Here is a 15,468-nt window from a genome sequence, read left to right on the forward strand (position 1 = left end):
ATTCGCGATGGCTGAGGGGCGGGTATAACTATCGGGTACCCAATCGACATGCGAGGATTACCTTATGCGTTATCAAAAACTGGGCAACACCGGTCTGTTCGTTTCTGAACTGTGCCTCGGCACCATGACCTTCGGCGGAGAAGGCGGCATGTGGGGCAAGATTGGTCAGCTCCAGCAGAGCGAAGCAGAACAGCTGGTGGGCCGTGCGCTGGATGCCGGGATCAACTTTATCGATACCGCGGACGTTTACTCGGAAGGGCGCTCGGAGGTGATCCTCGGGCAGGCGCTGAAAAATCTCAACGTCCCGCGCGAGAACGTGGTGGTCGCGACTAAAGTATTTGGCGAAACCGGGACGGCGGGAGTGAACTCGCGCGGCAGCTCGCGCTATCACATCATCAGCAGCGTGAAGGAGAGCCTGCGCCGCCTGCAGCTGGATCATATCGATCTCTATCAGCTTCACGGTTTCGATCCGGCCACGCCGATTGAAGAGACGCTGTATGCGCTGGATAACCTGGTGCAGCACGGCCACGTGCGCTACATCGGCGTCTCGAACTGGGCGGCGTGGCAGATAGCCAAAGCGCTCGGGATTTCCGAGCGTCTGGGGCTGGCGCGTTTTGCGTCATTGCAGGCGTACTACACCATCGCCGGGCGCGATCTTGAGCGCGAGCTGGTGCCGATGATGCAGAGCGAAGGCGTCGGGCTGATGGTCTGGAGCCCGCTGGCGGGCGGCCTGCTGAGCGGAAAATATGGTCGCGACGGGCAGAGCGAAGCCGGTAGCCGCCGTCTGGCGTTCGACTTCCCGCCGGTGGACAAAGATCGCGCCTTTGACTGCGTGGACGTGATGCGCGTGATTGCCGAAAGCAAGGGCGTCTCCGTGGCGCAAATCGCACTGGCGTGGCTGCTGCACCAGAAGGCGGTGACCAGCGTCATCATTGGCGCGAAGCGCGTTGAACAGCTGGACGACAACATTGCCGCCACCGGGATCCGCTTAAGCGAAGACGAGCTTAAACAGCTGGATGCCGTCAGCGCGCTGCCGCGTGAATATCCGGGCTGGATGCTGGAGCGGCAGGGGGAGTATCGTCGCAATCAGCTTGCGCAACAATAACGCTTCTCATCCCCGGCGGCGCTTCGCCTGCCGGGGATGATATCGAAGAAATGACGATAAGCTGCTTTTGCCGATTCAACGATGGGCTGTGGCGGTGATCAGCAGCCGTCTTTGCAGGTTGCCGCTGGGTTTTGCTCAAGGACTCTTACCAGCAGGGCTCGGGGCTCTCTGACCACATCTGTTCCAATTGACAGCACTTTGCCGTCCCTCTCCGCTGAATACTTCGCGACAACATCACCGAATGCATTTCGCTGCAGGGCGACCTCTTGTCCTGCTTTTACCGTGTCGCCGGGTTTAACGAAAACTTCCGCGAACCCACCCGTAGTTGCTCGTATGGAACTGATCGCATTACCAATATACGTTTTATTGCTGCTGGCGGTTGCGCCGATTTTGCCTTCAATCACCTTGTAATGGATCAGTACATTGAGGGCACCCTCTAAACCCCTGGCAATCATATCCTGCTGGTAAATCCTCGGTTCTCCCGTCTCGGCCGTTATCGCCGGGATACCATTTTGAATAAAGGTGGTTTCCATTGAGCCGGCTTCGCCGGGGTCTTTCTTAATTTGATCTGCCGGAAAAAGTTCCGCAATTGTCCGGGCATCCGCATTGCGGTAGTCGGCATAAATGAACAGCGGATAAGCCGTTCCGGTAGACTGGGTGTGATAGTCAATCGCCAGGTCGACATTCCCCTTGTAAACCTTGTTCCACATCATCCATGCCTGACGCTCAGCAGGGTTACCCGTTTCTTTTCCTGGATGGACGCGGTTGTAGTCGATCGTTTCACCCCCATCGGTTGAAACAGACCATGTCCGGGAGACTCTCTCAAGGCCAGAACGGTTTGGGCCAATGATGCCAATAACGCTGCCGTTCATTTTTTCGGGGTCCAGTTGTTCCATCACTTTTTGTACGATGCGCACACCGTTTAGCTCATCCCCGTGGACGCCCGCCTGCAGAAGGACTTTCTTCCCGTCTGTTTTCCCTTTTGCCACCATTATGGGGACATACCAGCGCTGTCCCGTTCCGGTCTCAACCCCCTCGAACATGAAGCGATGTTGTCCGGCTGGCAGGTCTGATACATCCAGCGTAGAGATAACCGGCACTCCCTGCACTTTATCACCCGTATACACCGTTGCCGCGTGAGTCATTGAGCCGGGCAACGCTAAGCTGAGAGCGAATGCGATACGGCGAGTAGATATCTTCATGAGCGTCATTTTCCATTTGATAGGGTTGAGATTTTTATGTTCCGGCCTGAGCCGTGGTTCGTGCGCATTAAGTTAATAATGATTTTATGAGGCCAGCCAGTGGCACGAGCGGGAAATGTGATTCTGCATAGGCTAACGCTCAGGCCTGAATAACAGGATTTCGCTATTCATTTTTCCTGCTCAGCGCTTCTTTCCGACATTCCTCACAAAAAACGTTCCTCCCCTTTGATCGAAATTTCATCTCCGACTATATGACTAGTCATATCATTTAAATGACTAGTCATATAGGAGGCAACCATGAATCAATCACTGCCAGCCAACTTCTTATGGGGCAACTCGGTGTCGAGCATGCAGACGGAAGGGGCCTGGAATGAGGGCGGAAAGGGGATGTCGGTGTACGACATTCGCGAAGCTGGAGAAAACATCTCCGACTGGAAAGTGGCCACCGACTCCTACCACCGCTACCGGGAAGATTTCGACCTGATGCAGGATCTGGGCATGAACTGCTACCGCTTCCAGATCTCCTGGAGCCGCGTCTGCCCGCAGGGCGACGGCGCGTTCAACGACGAGGGCATCGCCTTTTACGACCGCTTTATTGACGATCTCATCGCCCGCGGCATCGAGCCGATGGTCTGCCTCTACCACTTCGACATGCCGCTGGCGCTGGCGCAGGAGTACAACGGCTTCAACGATCGCCGCGTGGTGGAGGCTTTTATCCGCTACGGCAAAAAGATGATCGACTGCTTCGGCGACCGGGTGAAGTACTGGCTGACCTTTAACGAGCAGAACATCTTTCATATGCCGGAAGCCTTCCGCATTTCCGGCTATATGAAAGGCGAGAAAACCCTGCGCGAGCTGTATGAGCTTCAGCACCATGCGATGGTGGCGCACATGTCGCTGACCGAATACCTGCACCAGACGAAACCGGGTCAGCTAATGGGCGGCATGCTGGCGCACCAGCTGATCTATCCGGCCACCTGCAAGCCGCGCGATATCTTCTGCGCCCAGCAGTATGACGAATTCCTCAACCAGAACCTGCTGCGCGTCTTTGCAGGCCAGGGCTACAGCCCGGCGGTGATGGCGGTGGTAGAGCAGGAGGGCTTCGGTGATATCTATCGCGCCGACGATCTCGCTCTGTTTGCCCGCACGAAAAACGACTTTATGGCCTTCAGCTACTATGCCAGCAAAACGCTGGACAGCGATGCGATCCCGGAAGGCACGCCGGTCAACTATTACCTGCTGCACGGTGAGAAAAATAACCCCTACCTGAAAGCCACCGAGTGGAACTGGCAGATCGATCCGCTGGGCTTTCGCACCATCATCACTCGCTATGCCAACGACTGGCGGATGCCGGTCTTCCCGATTGAAAACGGTATTGGGGTAATTGAGTCCTGGGACGGGGTCAACCCGATTGAGGACACCTACCGCATCGACTACCACCGGGCGCATATCGAGGCCATGAAGGAAGCCATGTTCGAGGATGGCGCAGAGGTCATTGGCTATCTCGGCTGGGGGTTAATTGACATTCTTAGCTCGCAGGGGGACATGCGTAAGCGCTACGGCGTGGTCTATGTCAACCGCGAGAATCACGACCTGAAAGACCTTAAGCGCGTGCCGAAGAAGAGCTACGCGTGGTTAAAACAGGTTATCCATACCAACGGACGCGAGATGTAAGCCGTACGCTGCCGGGCCGTTTTTGTGACTGATTGATGGGAACACTCCGCTATGTCTGAAGCAAAAATAACACCGCACATGCAGTCTTTTGTCGACAAATTTGTTGAGTTCTCGGCGCGCCTGGCAAACCAGGTGCATCTGCGCTCCCTGCGCGACGCCTTCGCCACGGTGATGCCGATTTTCATCCTCGCCGGTCTGGCGGTGCTGGTGAACAACGTGGTGTTCCCGTGGATTTTTGAGGGCGACACGCTCACACAGTTTAAGGTCTGGGGCGAGGCAATTATTAACGGCACGCTGAACATCGCCGCGCTGCTGCTGGCGCCGATGATTGCCTGGTCGCTGGCGCGCAACAAAGATTTCGACAATCCGGTCTCGGCAGTGGTTATCGCCGTCAGTAGCTTTATCATCATGATGCCGATGCGCTTACAGGTTACGCCCGTTGGCAGCGACGCTGCGGTCAGCGTGACGCAGGTGCTGACGTTCGCCAATATCGGCTCCACCGGGATTTTCGCCGGGGTGCTGATTGGCCTGCTTTCCACCGAGCTGTTCATCGCCATTTCGCGGCTGAAGGCGCTGCACATTTCGCTGGGGGAAAACGTGCCCCCGGCGGTGAGCAAATCCTTTACCGCGCTGATCCCAACCATTCTTACCTTGTCGGTGTTCGCCGTGCTGGCGGCGCTGCTGGCGAACGTGCTGCATACGGATCTGATCCATCTCATTACGACCTTTATCCAGCAGCCGCTGCGGCTGATCAACACCAGCCTGCCGGGGACGATTTTCATCTACAGCTTCGGCAACTTCCTGTTCACGCTCGGCATTCATCAGTCGGTGGTCAACAGCGTGGTGCTGGAGCCGTTTTTGCTGATCAACACCAACGAGAACATGCTGGCCTTCGCCAACGGACAACCGATCCCGCACATCATCAACAACATCTTTGTGCCGACGTTTGGCATGGTGGGCGGTACGGGCAGCACGATCTCGCTGCTGATCGCCATCTTTATCTTCTCGCGGCAACAATCGGCGAAGCAGGTGGCGCGTCTGTCGTTGGCACCTGGCTTGTTCAACATCAACGAGCCGGTGATTTTCGGCCTGCCGATCGTCTTTAACCTGCCGCTGATGATCCCGTTTGTGCTGCTGCCCGCCATCGGCATTTATTTTGCGTGGCTCTGCACCACGCTGGGGTTAATGTCCCGCTGCGTGGTGATGATCCCGTGGACCACTCCGCCGATCCTCAGCGCCTGGCTGGCGACGGCGGGGGACTGGCGCGCCGTGGTGGTCCAGTTGGCAATCATCGTATTTGGTGTATTCTTCTACCTGCCTTTCCTCAAAATTGCCGAGCGAGTGGCCTTGAAAAACAGCGGGATAGAAAACTAACAGAAAGGAAGGACGATGGCGGCGAAGTACATCACCATAGCGCGGGAAATTAAGAAACGCATTATCAGCCAGCAGTACGCCGCCAACGAACCCCTGCCGGATCAGTTTGCACTGGCGGCGGAGTTCAGTACCAGCCGGATGACTATTCAGCAGGCGATGCGCCAGCTGATCGTCGAAGGGCTGGTCTACACCCGTCAGGGGCAGGGGACGTTCATCCGCAAAAACTTCCTCCAGCTCTCGCAGTGGGATCTCTCCGGCAGCGACTACTTTGGCGCGACCAAAACCTGGGCGCATCTGGGTACGGTGACGAGCCAGGTGGTGCATTTCGAACTGCGCTTCCCGAACGAAAAAGAGCAGGCGTCGCTGATGATTAACGCCGATGCGCCGATCTACGACTTCATTCGCCTGCGTCTACTGAACGGCGAACCGATGTCGCTGGATTCCACGGTGATGCCGATGAATCTGGTGCCGGGGCTGACGAAAAACCACCTTGAAGGGTCAGTGTTTCAGTACGTTCAGGAAACCCTGGGGCTGAAAATTATGGGATCGTATCGGGTCGTGCGGGCGCTAAAGCCCAGCGCGCTGGACAGAGAGCATCTGGTCTGTGAGGAAACCGATCCGGTGCTGGAGGTGGAGCAGGTCATTTATCTGGAAGATGGCACGCCGCTGGAGTATGCCCACTGCCACTATCGCTACGACCACGGCGGGATTGTTATCGTGAATAACGGATAAAAAAAAGCGGGCCTCGAGGCCCGCTTTTTTGATGCGCGTGATTAGTTCAGACGCACCGGCATACCGGAACGGTTCTGAATCGCCTGGTCGACGATGGTGGTTTCCACGTCTGGCTGAGAGGTCACGGACTGCACCGCGCTGTTCAGCGTAATCGGCACGATCTCGTTGTTGTTGATCTGGTCTTCGCTGGTGGAGAGCGGGTTGTGCACTTCGATGTAGCGGCTGCCGTCTGGCTCAGACGTCGCTTTCACCGGTTCGTTGATGAACTGCACGCGCGTACCGACCGGCACGTTTTCGAACAGGAACTTGATGTCGTCGTTACGCAGGCGCACGCAGCCGTGGCTCACGCGCAGGCCGATACCGAAGTTGGCGTTGGTGCCGTGGATGGCGTACAGACGACCAATGTACAGCGCGTACAGGCCCATCGGGTTATCCGGGCCGGCTGGCACAACGGCGGGCAGCGGCTCGCCCGCAGCGATGTATTCCGCGTGCATTTTTGCCGTCGGCGTCCAGGTTGGGCCTGCTTTCTTACGCTCTACTTTGGTGGTCCAGTTCAGCGGGGTGTCTTTACCCAGCTGGCCGATACCGATTGGCAGCACGATAACGGTGTTGGTGCCTTTCGGGTAGTAATACAGACGCATTTCGGCGCTGTTAATCACGATGCCTTCATGAACGGTATCCGGCAGGATCAGCTGCTGAGGAATATTCAGCACGGTACCTGCTTTTGGCAGATACGGGTCAACGCCCGGGTTCGCTTCCAGCATGTTGGACAGGCCCAGCTGGTACTGCGCGGCGAAATACTCCAGCGGCTGAGAGTTACCCTCAGGCACCGTCACCACCTGGTTTTGACCCACCAGACGGCTTCCGTCTGTCGGCAGGGGATACGTCACCGCAGACGCGGTCTTACAAAAACCTACTACGGCTAACGCCGCCGCAAAAAGCGTTGTTAATTTCATGTTCATGTTGTGCGAGGTATCTAAGCCATTCAGGCGATGAGTTGATAAGTCTGAATCTGTGATGGGAGCGCATTATATGTGCATTCCCGCTAACAGGGAATTCAGATGTGTACGAAATCACATTTTTTTCGATTTTGTTAAAGTTTAGTGGATTGCCGCAACACGGGATCTCAATTCGGAATTGTGGCATAATGCCGTGTTTATCACACTTTTCGCAGGAATCTCTCCGTGTTAGTTACCAGCAACGTCACTATGCAGTTTGGCAGTAAGCCGCTGTTCGAAAACATTTCCGTCAAATTTGGCGGCGGCAACCGTTACGGCCTGATTGGTGCCAACGGTAGCGGAAAATCCACCTTTATGAAGATCCTCGGCGGCGATTTAGAGCCGACGCTGGGCAACGTGTCGCTCGATCCGAACGAGCGTATCGGTAAGCTGCGTCAGGATCAGTTCGCCTTCGAAGAGTTCACCGTGCTCGACACAGTGATCATGGGGCACGCGGAGCTGTGGGAAGTGAAGCAGGAGCGCGATCGTATCTACGGTCTCGCCGAAATGAGCGAAGAAGACGGCTATAAAGTGGCCGACCTGGAAACACAGTACGGCGAAATGGACGGCTACTCCGCGGAAGCGCGTGCGGGCGAACTGCTGCTGGGCGTCGGTATTCCGGTTGAACAACATTATGGCCCGATGAGCGAAGTCGCGCCAGGCTGGAAGCTGCGCGTGCTGCTGGCGCAGGCGCTGTTCTCTAACCCGGACATCCTGCTGCTCGACGAACCAACGAACAACCTGGACATCGATACCATCCGCTGGCTGGAGCAGACGCTGAACGACCGCGACAGCACCATGATCATCATCTCGCACGACCGTCACTTCCTGAACATGGTCTGTACGCACATGGCGGATCTGGACTACGGTGAGCTGCGCGTATATCCGGGCAACTACGACGAGTACATGACGGCAGCCACCCAGGCGCGTGAACGTCTGCTTGCCGACAACGCCAAGAAGAAAGCGCAGATTGCGGACCTGCAATCCTTCGTGAGCCGCTTCAGCGCCAACGCCTCTAAATCCCGTCAGGCAACATCGCGTGCCCGTCAGATCGACAAAATCAAGCTGGAAGAGGTTAAAGCCTCCAGCCGTCAGAACCCGTTCATTCGCTTTGAGCAGGACAAGAAGCTGTTCCGTAACGCGCTGGAAGTTGAGGCGCTTACCAAAGGCTTTGATGAAGGCCCGCTGTTTAAAAACTTCAACCTGCTGCTGGAAGTGGGCGAGAAGATTGCCATTCTGGGCGCCAACGGCGTGGGTAAATCTACCCTGCTGAAAACCCTGGTGGGTGAACTGCAGCCGGACAACGGCACCGTGAAATGGTCCGAGAACGCGCAGATTGGCTACTACGCGCAGGATCATGAGTACGAGTTCGAAAATGACCTGACCGTCTTCGACTGGATGAGCCAGTGGAAGCAGGAAGGTGACGACGAGCAGGCGGTGCGCAGCATTCTGGGGCGTCTGCTGTTCAGCCAGGACGACATCAAAAAGCCCGCCAAAGTGCTCTCCGGTGGTGAAAAAGGCCGCATGCTGTTCGGCAAGCTGATGATGGAAAAACCGAACATTCTGGTGATGGACGAACCGACCAACCACCTGGACATGGAATCGATCGAATCGCTGAACATGGCGCTGGAGATGTATCAGGGCACCCTGATCTTCGTCTCTCACGACCGTGAGTTCGTCAGCTCCCTGGCGACCCGCGTGATCGAAATTACGCCAGAGCGCGTGGTGGACTTCAGCGGTAACTACGAAGATTACCTGCGCAGCAAAGGTATCGACGGCTAATTTCCCGTCGTCTTTCACGCTGCAGATGCGTTGGCTGCACCTGTTCACCCCGGTCACTTACTTATGTAAGCTCCCGGGGATTCACAGGTTTGCCGCCTTCCTGCAGCGCGAAATACTTAGGGAAAGGCGTCGTGCCTTTATCCCCTCTCCCCGTAGGAGAGGGTTAGGGTGAGGGCATCTGGCCGCACTACACCAGCCACTCGCTCCCTTCAACCCCGTTCACCCGCAGCGTACGTTTTTCCCCCGCAGGTAACGACACCTTAAGCGCCTTCCACGCCGGACGATAATCCCCGCGCGCGTTGACCTTCAGGTTGATGGTTGCGCCATCACACTCCATTTCCCATTCCACCCACAGCGCATTGCCGTTCTGGTAGCCCCAGCTTTCGCCGTCGTCTTCAAATAGCAGCCCCGTGGTTGTGCCGACGCCTTTAACCGGGAACAGCTTCAGCTCGCGGGTCGAATCTTTTTCAGCACTCACATGCGTGATGCGCTCGCTCAGCGGCAAACCGGCCCCGGCGCGCACCAGCAGCGGCAGTTTTTCCAGCGGCGCATCAAGGACAATGGATTGCCCGCCCGCATACCACGCGTGGGTGTAAAAATCGTACCAGCCCGTTTCGTTATCCGGCAGCCAGACGCGGCGCTCGCGCTGCCCGGCTTCGACGACGCTGGCGACCAGCAGGTCGCGGCCCAGCAGGAAGTCATCGCACTCTTCGAAGGTCTGCGCGTCGTGCTCGTGGTCGAGGAAGGTCGGGCGCAGCATCGGCTCGTCGTCGGCGTGCGCCTGCCAGAGCAGGGTGTAGAGATACGGCAGCAGGCGGTAGCGCAGCTCAATCGCGCCGCGAATGGCAGGCGTGACGCCCGGATACATCCACGGCTCGTTCACCGTGTGGTCATCGTTCCACGAGTGAATGGTAAAGCGCGGGTGCATTACGCCGTTCTGCACCCAGCGCACGAACAGCTCGGCGTCCGGCTTGTCGCCGGAGAAACCGCCGACGTCGTGCCCGACGTTGAACAGCCCGGACAGGCTCATGCCCAGCCCCATGCGGATGTTATAGCGCAGGGTGTCCCAGTTAGTGCGGTTGTCGCCGCTCCAGGTCTGAACGTAGCGCTGCATCCCGGCGCAGCCGGAGCGGGAGATGAGATACGGGCGTTTTTCCGGCGCAAAGCGCTGCTGCGCTTCCAGCGAGGCGCGCATCATCAGCAGCGGCATCACCGGGCGAATATGCTTGATGGCGATCTCCTTGCCGAAGCCAAAGCAGCGGGCTTCCCCGTCCCACACTTCATACTCGTTGTTGTCGTTCCAGGTGGAGTCGATACCCATCTCCAGCAGCTGCGTGGTCACGCCGTTCTGCCACCACTGCACCGTCAGCGGGTTGGTGAAGTCGAGGTGCGAGCCTTCGTCATCCCAGAAGCTGGAGCGTTCCGGTGCATCGGTTTCTGAATCGCGAATGAACAGACCGCTCTCCGCCACTTCACCGTAGCGCGGATGATCCTGCAGCAGGCACGGCTTGATGTTTGCGGCCAACTTTAATCCCGCGTCGTGGAACGCCTGGCTCATCGCCTTCGGCTGCGGCACTTTGTCGTAGTTCCAGTTGAAGACGTAGCGCTTGCCGTTGATGGAGGTATAGCCGGATGAGAGCTGGAACGAATCGCACGGAATGGCGTGCTCTTCGCACAGGCGGATGAAGTTCATCAGCTGATTCTGCGCGTCCGGTGCGTCGGTGTAGTGCATGGTCGAGCCGCTGTAGCCCAGGCTCCACTTCGGCCCAAACAGCGTTTTCCCGGTCAGGCGCACAAAGGCTTTGGTGACGTCCAGCGCGCGCTTGCCGGTAAAGAGGTAGTAATCAATATCACCCGCTTCCGCCTGCCAGCGGCGATAGGCGGTGTGATAGTTGTCGATCTCGTTGCCCAGATCCAGCCAGCAGCTGCTCAGGTTGTCGTAGAACAGGCCGTAGCTCACGTCGTCGCGGCGGGTAAGGGTGAACGGAATGTGCTTGTAGAGCGGGTCGGTGCTGGCGGCGTTATAGCCCATGGCGTCCAGGTTGCGCATCTCGTAACGTTTGCCGTTGCGCTGCAGATCGCCCGCTTTCTCGCCCAGCCCGTAGAAACGCTCGTCCTTGCGGCGGCTGAGATAGTGCGCCACGCCGTCGCCGTGGGCGTTCAGCAGGTAGGCGCTGGTCGGGCGATCCTGGACCAGCGGCTGCCATTCGCCCGCATCATTGCGGTAGTGCCACTCCAGCCACAGGGGCTGGTGGACGGTGACGCGCAGCTGCTCGGTTGCCACCGTCACTGTGTCATCCTGCTGCGTCAGGGTCCAGGCCGGGCAGGAGAAACCGCTCAAGTCGTCACGACGACGGCCTTCCCACGGCACGTCTTGTTCCGGCGCGATGCTCCAGGTGCGGTCCAGCGCCAGCTCGCCTTTGCGCTTAATCAGCACGCGGAACAGGTTCTGTTCCAGCACGTACAGGCACAGGCGGTGCTGATTATCCACCAGCAGCTCCAGATGATTCGCAGACTGCTTATCAACGGTCCAGTTTTTCAGGGTTTTCATATGCAATACATCCACTATCAGGCGCGCTTAGCGCGACGTTCAGCAATAAATGCCACCAGGAAGAGAGCGCCAATCAGGTCAAAAAAGCCCATGGCAATAAAAAGCGGGTTGAAGCCGATTTTGTCGGCGGTCACCCCGATTAACAGGGAAAACAGGAAGCTGGCGATCCACGCCGCCGAGCCGCGCATGCCGTTGACGGTCGCCATCTGGCCTTTGTCAAACGACTCCACGACCAGGGCACTCAGCATGCAGGAGATGATCTGGTGCCCGAAGCCGCCGATGGAGATCAGCACGATGGTGATATACGGGTCGCGGGTCACGGCGACGATGGCCAGAGAAATCATCAGAAACGCGCCGGTGACGGAGCTTGCCACCACCGAGTTCACGCGGGAGCAGCCGAACCAGCGGGTGTACAGGCGCGTCAGGTAGCCGCTTGCCACGCTGCCGAGGTCGGCGGCGAGGAAGGGCAGCCAGGCAAACATCGCGATCTGCTTCAGGTCCATGCCGTGCTCTTTGGCGAGGTACAGGGGCACCCAGAAGCTCAGCACCGCCCAGGCGGGTTCTGCCATAAAGGCCGGGATGGCGATACCGTAGAAGCGTTTGTTTTTCGAGACGGTTTTCAGCGCGGTCAGGAAGGGCAGCTTGACCGGTGCGGGTTCGTTATCCTGCTTGATAAACGCCAGCTCGTCGCGGCTCAGGTTCGGGTGCTGTTCCGGGTTGTGGTAGAACGCCCACCACAGGATCACCCACAGCAGCGCCAGCACGCCGGTAAACATAAACGCGCCCTGCCAGCCGAACGAGGCGTGAGCAAAGTAGATGATAGGCGGGGCCAGCATCGCGCCGATGGAGAAGCCCACGCCCGCCCAGCCGGCGGCAACGGGACGCTCTGATTTCGGGAACCATTCGCCGATGGTTTTGGCATTCGCTGGCGTGGCGGCAGCTTCGGAAGCACCCATAAAGAAGCGCAGAATCGCGAGATGTAGCCAGCTTCCGGCACCCGCGTGGAAGATACACATCAGCGCCCAGATCCCGGCGCAGACCATAAAGCCAATCTTCAGGCCGATAACGTCGATCAGCCAGCCGCACAGGGGCTGGAAAATGGTGTAGGCGATCTGAAACGCGCCGACTATCCAGGAGTACTGCTCGGTGGTGATCCCGAGGCTCTCTTTCAGTTCCGGGGCGAGGATCCCCAGTGAGTTACGGGTAATGTAGTTAACGGTGACGCCAAGTAAAAACAGCACCAGCACGTACCAGCGCAAATTCTTAATGACGCGACGGGTTTTGCTTGTCGCAACGGTGTTATTGATGTCCTGACTCATTTTACTCTCCACAAGACGGACGGTAAGGGGACGGAGGTTCAGGTGTCACACAGATTGTTATGCCTTTGATTTCTATCCGCTTAGAATGCTTAAGTTGCTATACAACTAGTATGGAAGCTGTGTGACAAGTTCACCTTAGGGAAGAAAATGAGAGGGCAAAAGTGGATTTTGTGCAAAATTTCTCATAATTGACGTAAACCCTCTGGCATGATGGTCTTTATATCAGTTATTGCCTGATGAACACGCTATGAAAATTTTTTCATTTCGCAAATGGAGCCAGATCACAAAATGGACAAAAGGCTAAAAATCACCGAAATTGCCGCCCGTACCCAGCTCTCCATCAGTACGGTTTCCCGTGTGCTGGCAGGCAAAGCGAATACCAGCGAAAAGGCGCGGGCTAAGGTGCTGGCGTGCGCGCGGGAGCTGGGGGTAATGGACGGCATGGCGGCGGGGCGTCTGCTGCTTAACAGCCTGGTGGTTTTTGCCCCTCAGCGTGCCTTCGACGAGCGGTCCGACATCTTTTACTACCGCGTGATCCAGAGCGTGAGCAAAGGGCTTGCCTCGCACGAGGTGCGGCTGCGCTACTGCGCGCTGGAGGAGAACGACAGCGACGCCCAGATTTTTCTGGCACGCATGAACGAGCCGGATACCCAGGCGGCCATTCTGCTCGGTATCGACGATCCGCATATCCACGATCTGGCGGTGGATGTGGGGAAACCCTGCATGCTGATTAACTGCCGGGACCGCCGCATGCGCCTGCCTGCCGTTGCCCCGGATCACCGTGCTATTGGCGAGCGGGCGGCGGAGTACCTGTTCGAGATGGGGCACCGCGAGGTGATGAACGTGCTGTGCCTGCGTCGCTACACCATGGAGCTGCGCCTGGCGGGGATCCGCGACGCGTGGCACGCTCATAATCTCAGGTTTAACGACAGGCGCGATCTGCTGGTGGTGCCAAGCTTCAGCGCCAGAGAGACGGAGCAACTGGTGAGCGAGTGGCTTAACCAACAGAAGGGAAAAGACCTGCCGACGGCGTTCCTGGTAGGCGGGGACTTTATGGCGGCAGGCACCATCAGCGCGCTGCAAAATCACGGTCTGCGCGTGCCGCAGGACGTCTCGGTGATGAGCATTGACGGCTTTAATCTGGCGGCGATCCAGGATGTGCCCTTAACGGCGGTGCATGTTCCCCGCGACGAGCTGGGAACGGAAGCGGTGCATATGCTCCAGCAGCGGCTGATGCGCCCGGACGCGCCGTCAGGAACATTGCTGCTGAACGGCACGCTGGCCGTGCGGGAATCAGTACGGCGGATACGTCAGGGGAAACGACGCACCGCCGTGGAGCGGGAAGGGCTGTACGACAGTTAAGCCATGCCCAGCGCGCGCTTACCGTGGATGTTGAGATCGTTCACGGTAAAACGGTCCTGCCAGCTTTTTTCATAATCCTCGCGCGGGAAGTCTCCCGGCGACGCGCCGGTTTCCAGCGCTTCCTTGACCTTTTTCGCATAGGCGAGGTTCTTCTCGCACATTGGCGCGGCGGGGATGTACATCACGTTGCCCCAGCCCTGCTGATTTTCCACCGGCGCGACGGAGTGGATCACGTCGCAGTGCCACCACACGGAATCACCGGCTTCCAGCGCCGGAATACTGGTCAATGCTTCGACAAGCAGCGGGTGCCACTTCTCGGAAATCGGCAGCACGCGCCCCGGCGCCACGCCGCAGAGTTCGTCTTCCGGCACGTCGTCCAGCAGCGGACGCAGCAAAATGTAGGCCATTGCTTCCGGGATCGGCACCACGTGCAGCAGCCCCTGGCCGGGGATCATGTCCGACAGCGCCGTCCAGCCCTGGAAGGTGCGGAACACCGAGCACTTGGTGGTGTTATCCACGGTGTATTCTTCCACTTCGGTACGGTGCGCGGCGTTCCACGGATCGTATTTCTCGACGTTGCCGTCAAACACGCGGGCAAACACCTGCTGGTAAGCCGGCAGCAGCCAGCGCTCCAGCGCGCCGGAATCGGTATGCGCCCCCAGCCCTTTGGAGGTGGTTCCCGGCGGACGGCGGCGAATGCGGTCCGGATAAATCACGCTGACGTCAGGGTTAAACCACTGCTTGCCGTTGCTCTCGAATGTCCATAAACGGTTCAGGAACGACTGCACCTGCGCCATCTCTTCACTCTGGCGCGCCTGCATTTGCGCCTGGGACCAGTAGATCGGGTAAATCTCCGGGCGGGAGGCGGTTAAGGTGCCGAAGAAGTTGTCGCCCGGCCCTTTGTACACCTCGTCAAACTTGTTCAGATCGAGGTAGTCGAGCATCGACCGATCCCACGCCAGCGCCTGCTCGCGGGGGAAGTGACCTTTAATCACCGCGCAGCCGCGGCGCTTAACGGCCTCGCGCTGAGCGTCAGTAATCGTGCCGTTTTTCACATCTGCAAACGGAATCACCGGCCAGACGGATTCGCCTTTATTTTTCAGGGCGTTGATCTCCGCCACGCGGGTGGCGATTTTATCGCTGAGCTTGTCGAACACCGCCTGCACGTCGCCGATCTGCGCGCGTAACTCACGTTTTAACTGACGGATTGCCGCTTTGTGGTCCGCCGGCAAGGTTTCACTGGTAAAGGTCATAACTGCCTCTCATCTTTCATTCGAAAGTAAAAATATCTACAAGTGATACTTTAAGTTAAAAATAAGTTAATGCAAGTTTAAAAACTTGACGCAAGCCACAGGTCGGAAAAAGAGTG

At 57.8% G+C, this 15,468-nt stretch carries 11 protein-coding genes; 6 read left to right on the top strand and 5 right to left on the bottom strand.

Annotated elements, in window-relative coordinates; translation table 11 throughout:
* The first annotated feature begins 64 nt into the window (after positions 1-64).
* Positions 65-1,105 carry an aldo/keto reductase gene (locus tag INF73_RS00385; RefSeq protein WP_155026413.1) on the top strand — a complete coding sequence of 347 codons (1,041 nt, stop codon included), beginning with the start codon at positions 65-67 and terminating at the stop codon, positions 1,103-1,105.
* Positions 1,106-1,203: 98 nt separating this feature from the next.
* Here the strand turns inward: INF73_RS00385 and INF73_RS00390 are convergent, their stop codons facing one another.
* Positions 1,204-2,307 carry a succinylglutamate desuccinylase/aspartoacylase family protein gene (locus INF73_RS00390; protein WP_155026414.1) on the bottom strand — a complete coding sequence of 368 codons (1,104 nt, stop codon included), beginning with the start codon at positions 2,305-2,307 and terminating at the stop codon, positions 1,204-1,206.
* A gap of 297 nt (positions 2,308-2,604) precedes the next feature.
* On the opposite strand from INF73_RS00390, the gene INF73_RS00395 reads away from it, so the two are divergent.
* From INF73_RS00395 to INF73_RS00405, 3 genes are read left to right on the top strand one after another with little or no spacing between them, the layout of a single operon-like run.
* Entirely contained in the window at positions 2,605-3,981 is a 1,377-nt protein-coding gene (locus tag INF73_RS00395) for a glycoside hydrolase family 1 protein (RefSeq protein WP_155026415.1), read from the top strand.
* 51 nt (positions 3,982-4,032) lie between these two features.
* On the top strand, positions 4,033-5,355 hold the full coding sequence (locus INF73_RS00400; RefSeq protein WP_136486299.1) for a PTS sugar transporter subunit IIC: 1,323 nt from the start codon (positions 4,033-4,035) through the stop codon (positions 5,353-5,355).
* A gap of 15 nt (positions 5,356-5,370) precedes the next feature.
* Entirely contained in the window at positions 5,371-6,087 is a 717-nt protein-coding gene (locus INF73_RS00405; RefSeq protein ID WP_025912880.1) for a GntR family transcriptional regulator, read from the top strand.
* A 41-nt stretch (positions 6,088-6,128) separates the two neighbouring features.
* Here INF73_RS00405 and ldtB read toward each other — a convergent pair whose 3' ends face one another.
* Complete coding sequence (ldtB, locus tag INF73_RS00410) at positions 6,129-7,049, bottom strand: L,D-transpeptidase (RefSeq protein ID WP_008501186.1); 921 nt, start codon at positions 7,047-7,049, stop codon at positions 6,129-6,131.
* Positions 7,050-7,271: 222 nt separating this feature from the next.
* Between ldtB and INF73_RS00415 the strand changes: the two genes are divergently transcribed.
* Entirely contained in the window at positions 7,272-8,867 is a 1,596-nt protein-coding gene (locus INF73_RS00415) for an ABC-F family ATPase (protein WP_047368156.1), read from the top strand.
* Positions 8,868-9,054: 187 nt separating this feature from the next.
* On the opposite strand, the gene INF73_RS00420 is transcribed toward INF73_RS00415, so the two are convergent.
* Both INF73_RS00420 and INF73_RS00425 read right to left on the bottom strand, forming a co-directional pair.
* The gene (locus INF73_RS00420) at positions 9,055-11,418 is read right to left on the bottom strand and encodes a TIM-barrel domain-containing protein (protein WP_155026416.1); all 2,364 of its coding nucleotides are present in this window, start codon (positions 11,416-11,418) and stop codon (positions 9,055-9,057) included.
* 17 nt (positions 11,419-11,435) lie between these two features.
* Positions 11,436-12,737: an MFS transporter gene (locus INF73_RS00425; protein WP_028012467.1), complete on the bottom strand. Its 1,302-nt coding sequence runs from the start codon at positions 12,735-12,737 to the stop codon at positions 11,436-11,438.
* Positions 12,738-13,025: 288 nt separating this feature from the next.
* On the opposite strand from INF73_RS00425, the gene INF73_RS00430 reads away from it, so the two are divergent.
* Positions 13,026-14,099: a LacI family DNA-binding transcriptional regulator gene (locus tag INF73_RS00430; RefSeq protein ID WP_060572581.1), complete on the top strand. Its 1,074-nt coding sequence runs from the start codon at positions 13,026-13,028 to the stop codon at positions 14,097-14,099.
* Here the strand turns inward: INF73_RS00430 and INF73_RS00435 are convergent.
* Entirely contained in the window at positions 14,096-15,352 is a 1,257-nt protein-coding gene (locus INF73_RS00435) for a DUF1479 domain-containing protein (protein WP_045259977.1), read from the bottom strand. The two genes, INF73_RS00430 and INF73_RS00435, sit on opposite strands and share 4 nt — an antisense overlap.
* Positions 15,353-15,468 lie beyond the last annotated feature (116 nt).

Source organism: Enterobacter cloacae complex sp. P6RS, from assembly GCF_014982245.1.
Taxonomy (GTDB): Bacteria; Pseudomonadota; Gammaproteobacteria; order Enterobacterales; family Enterobacteriaceae; genus Enterobacter; species Enterobacter bugandensis.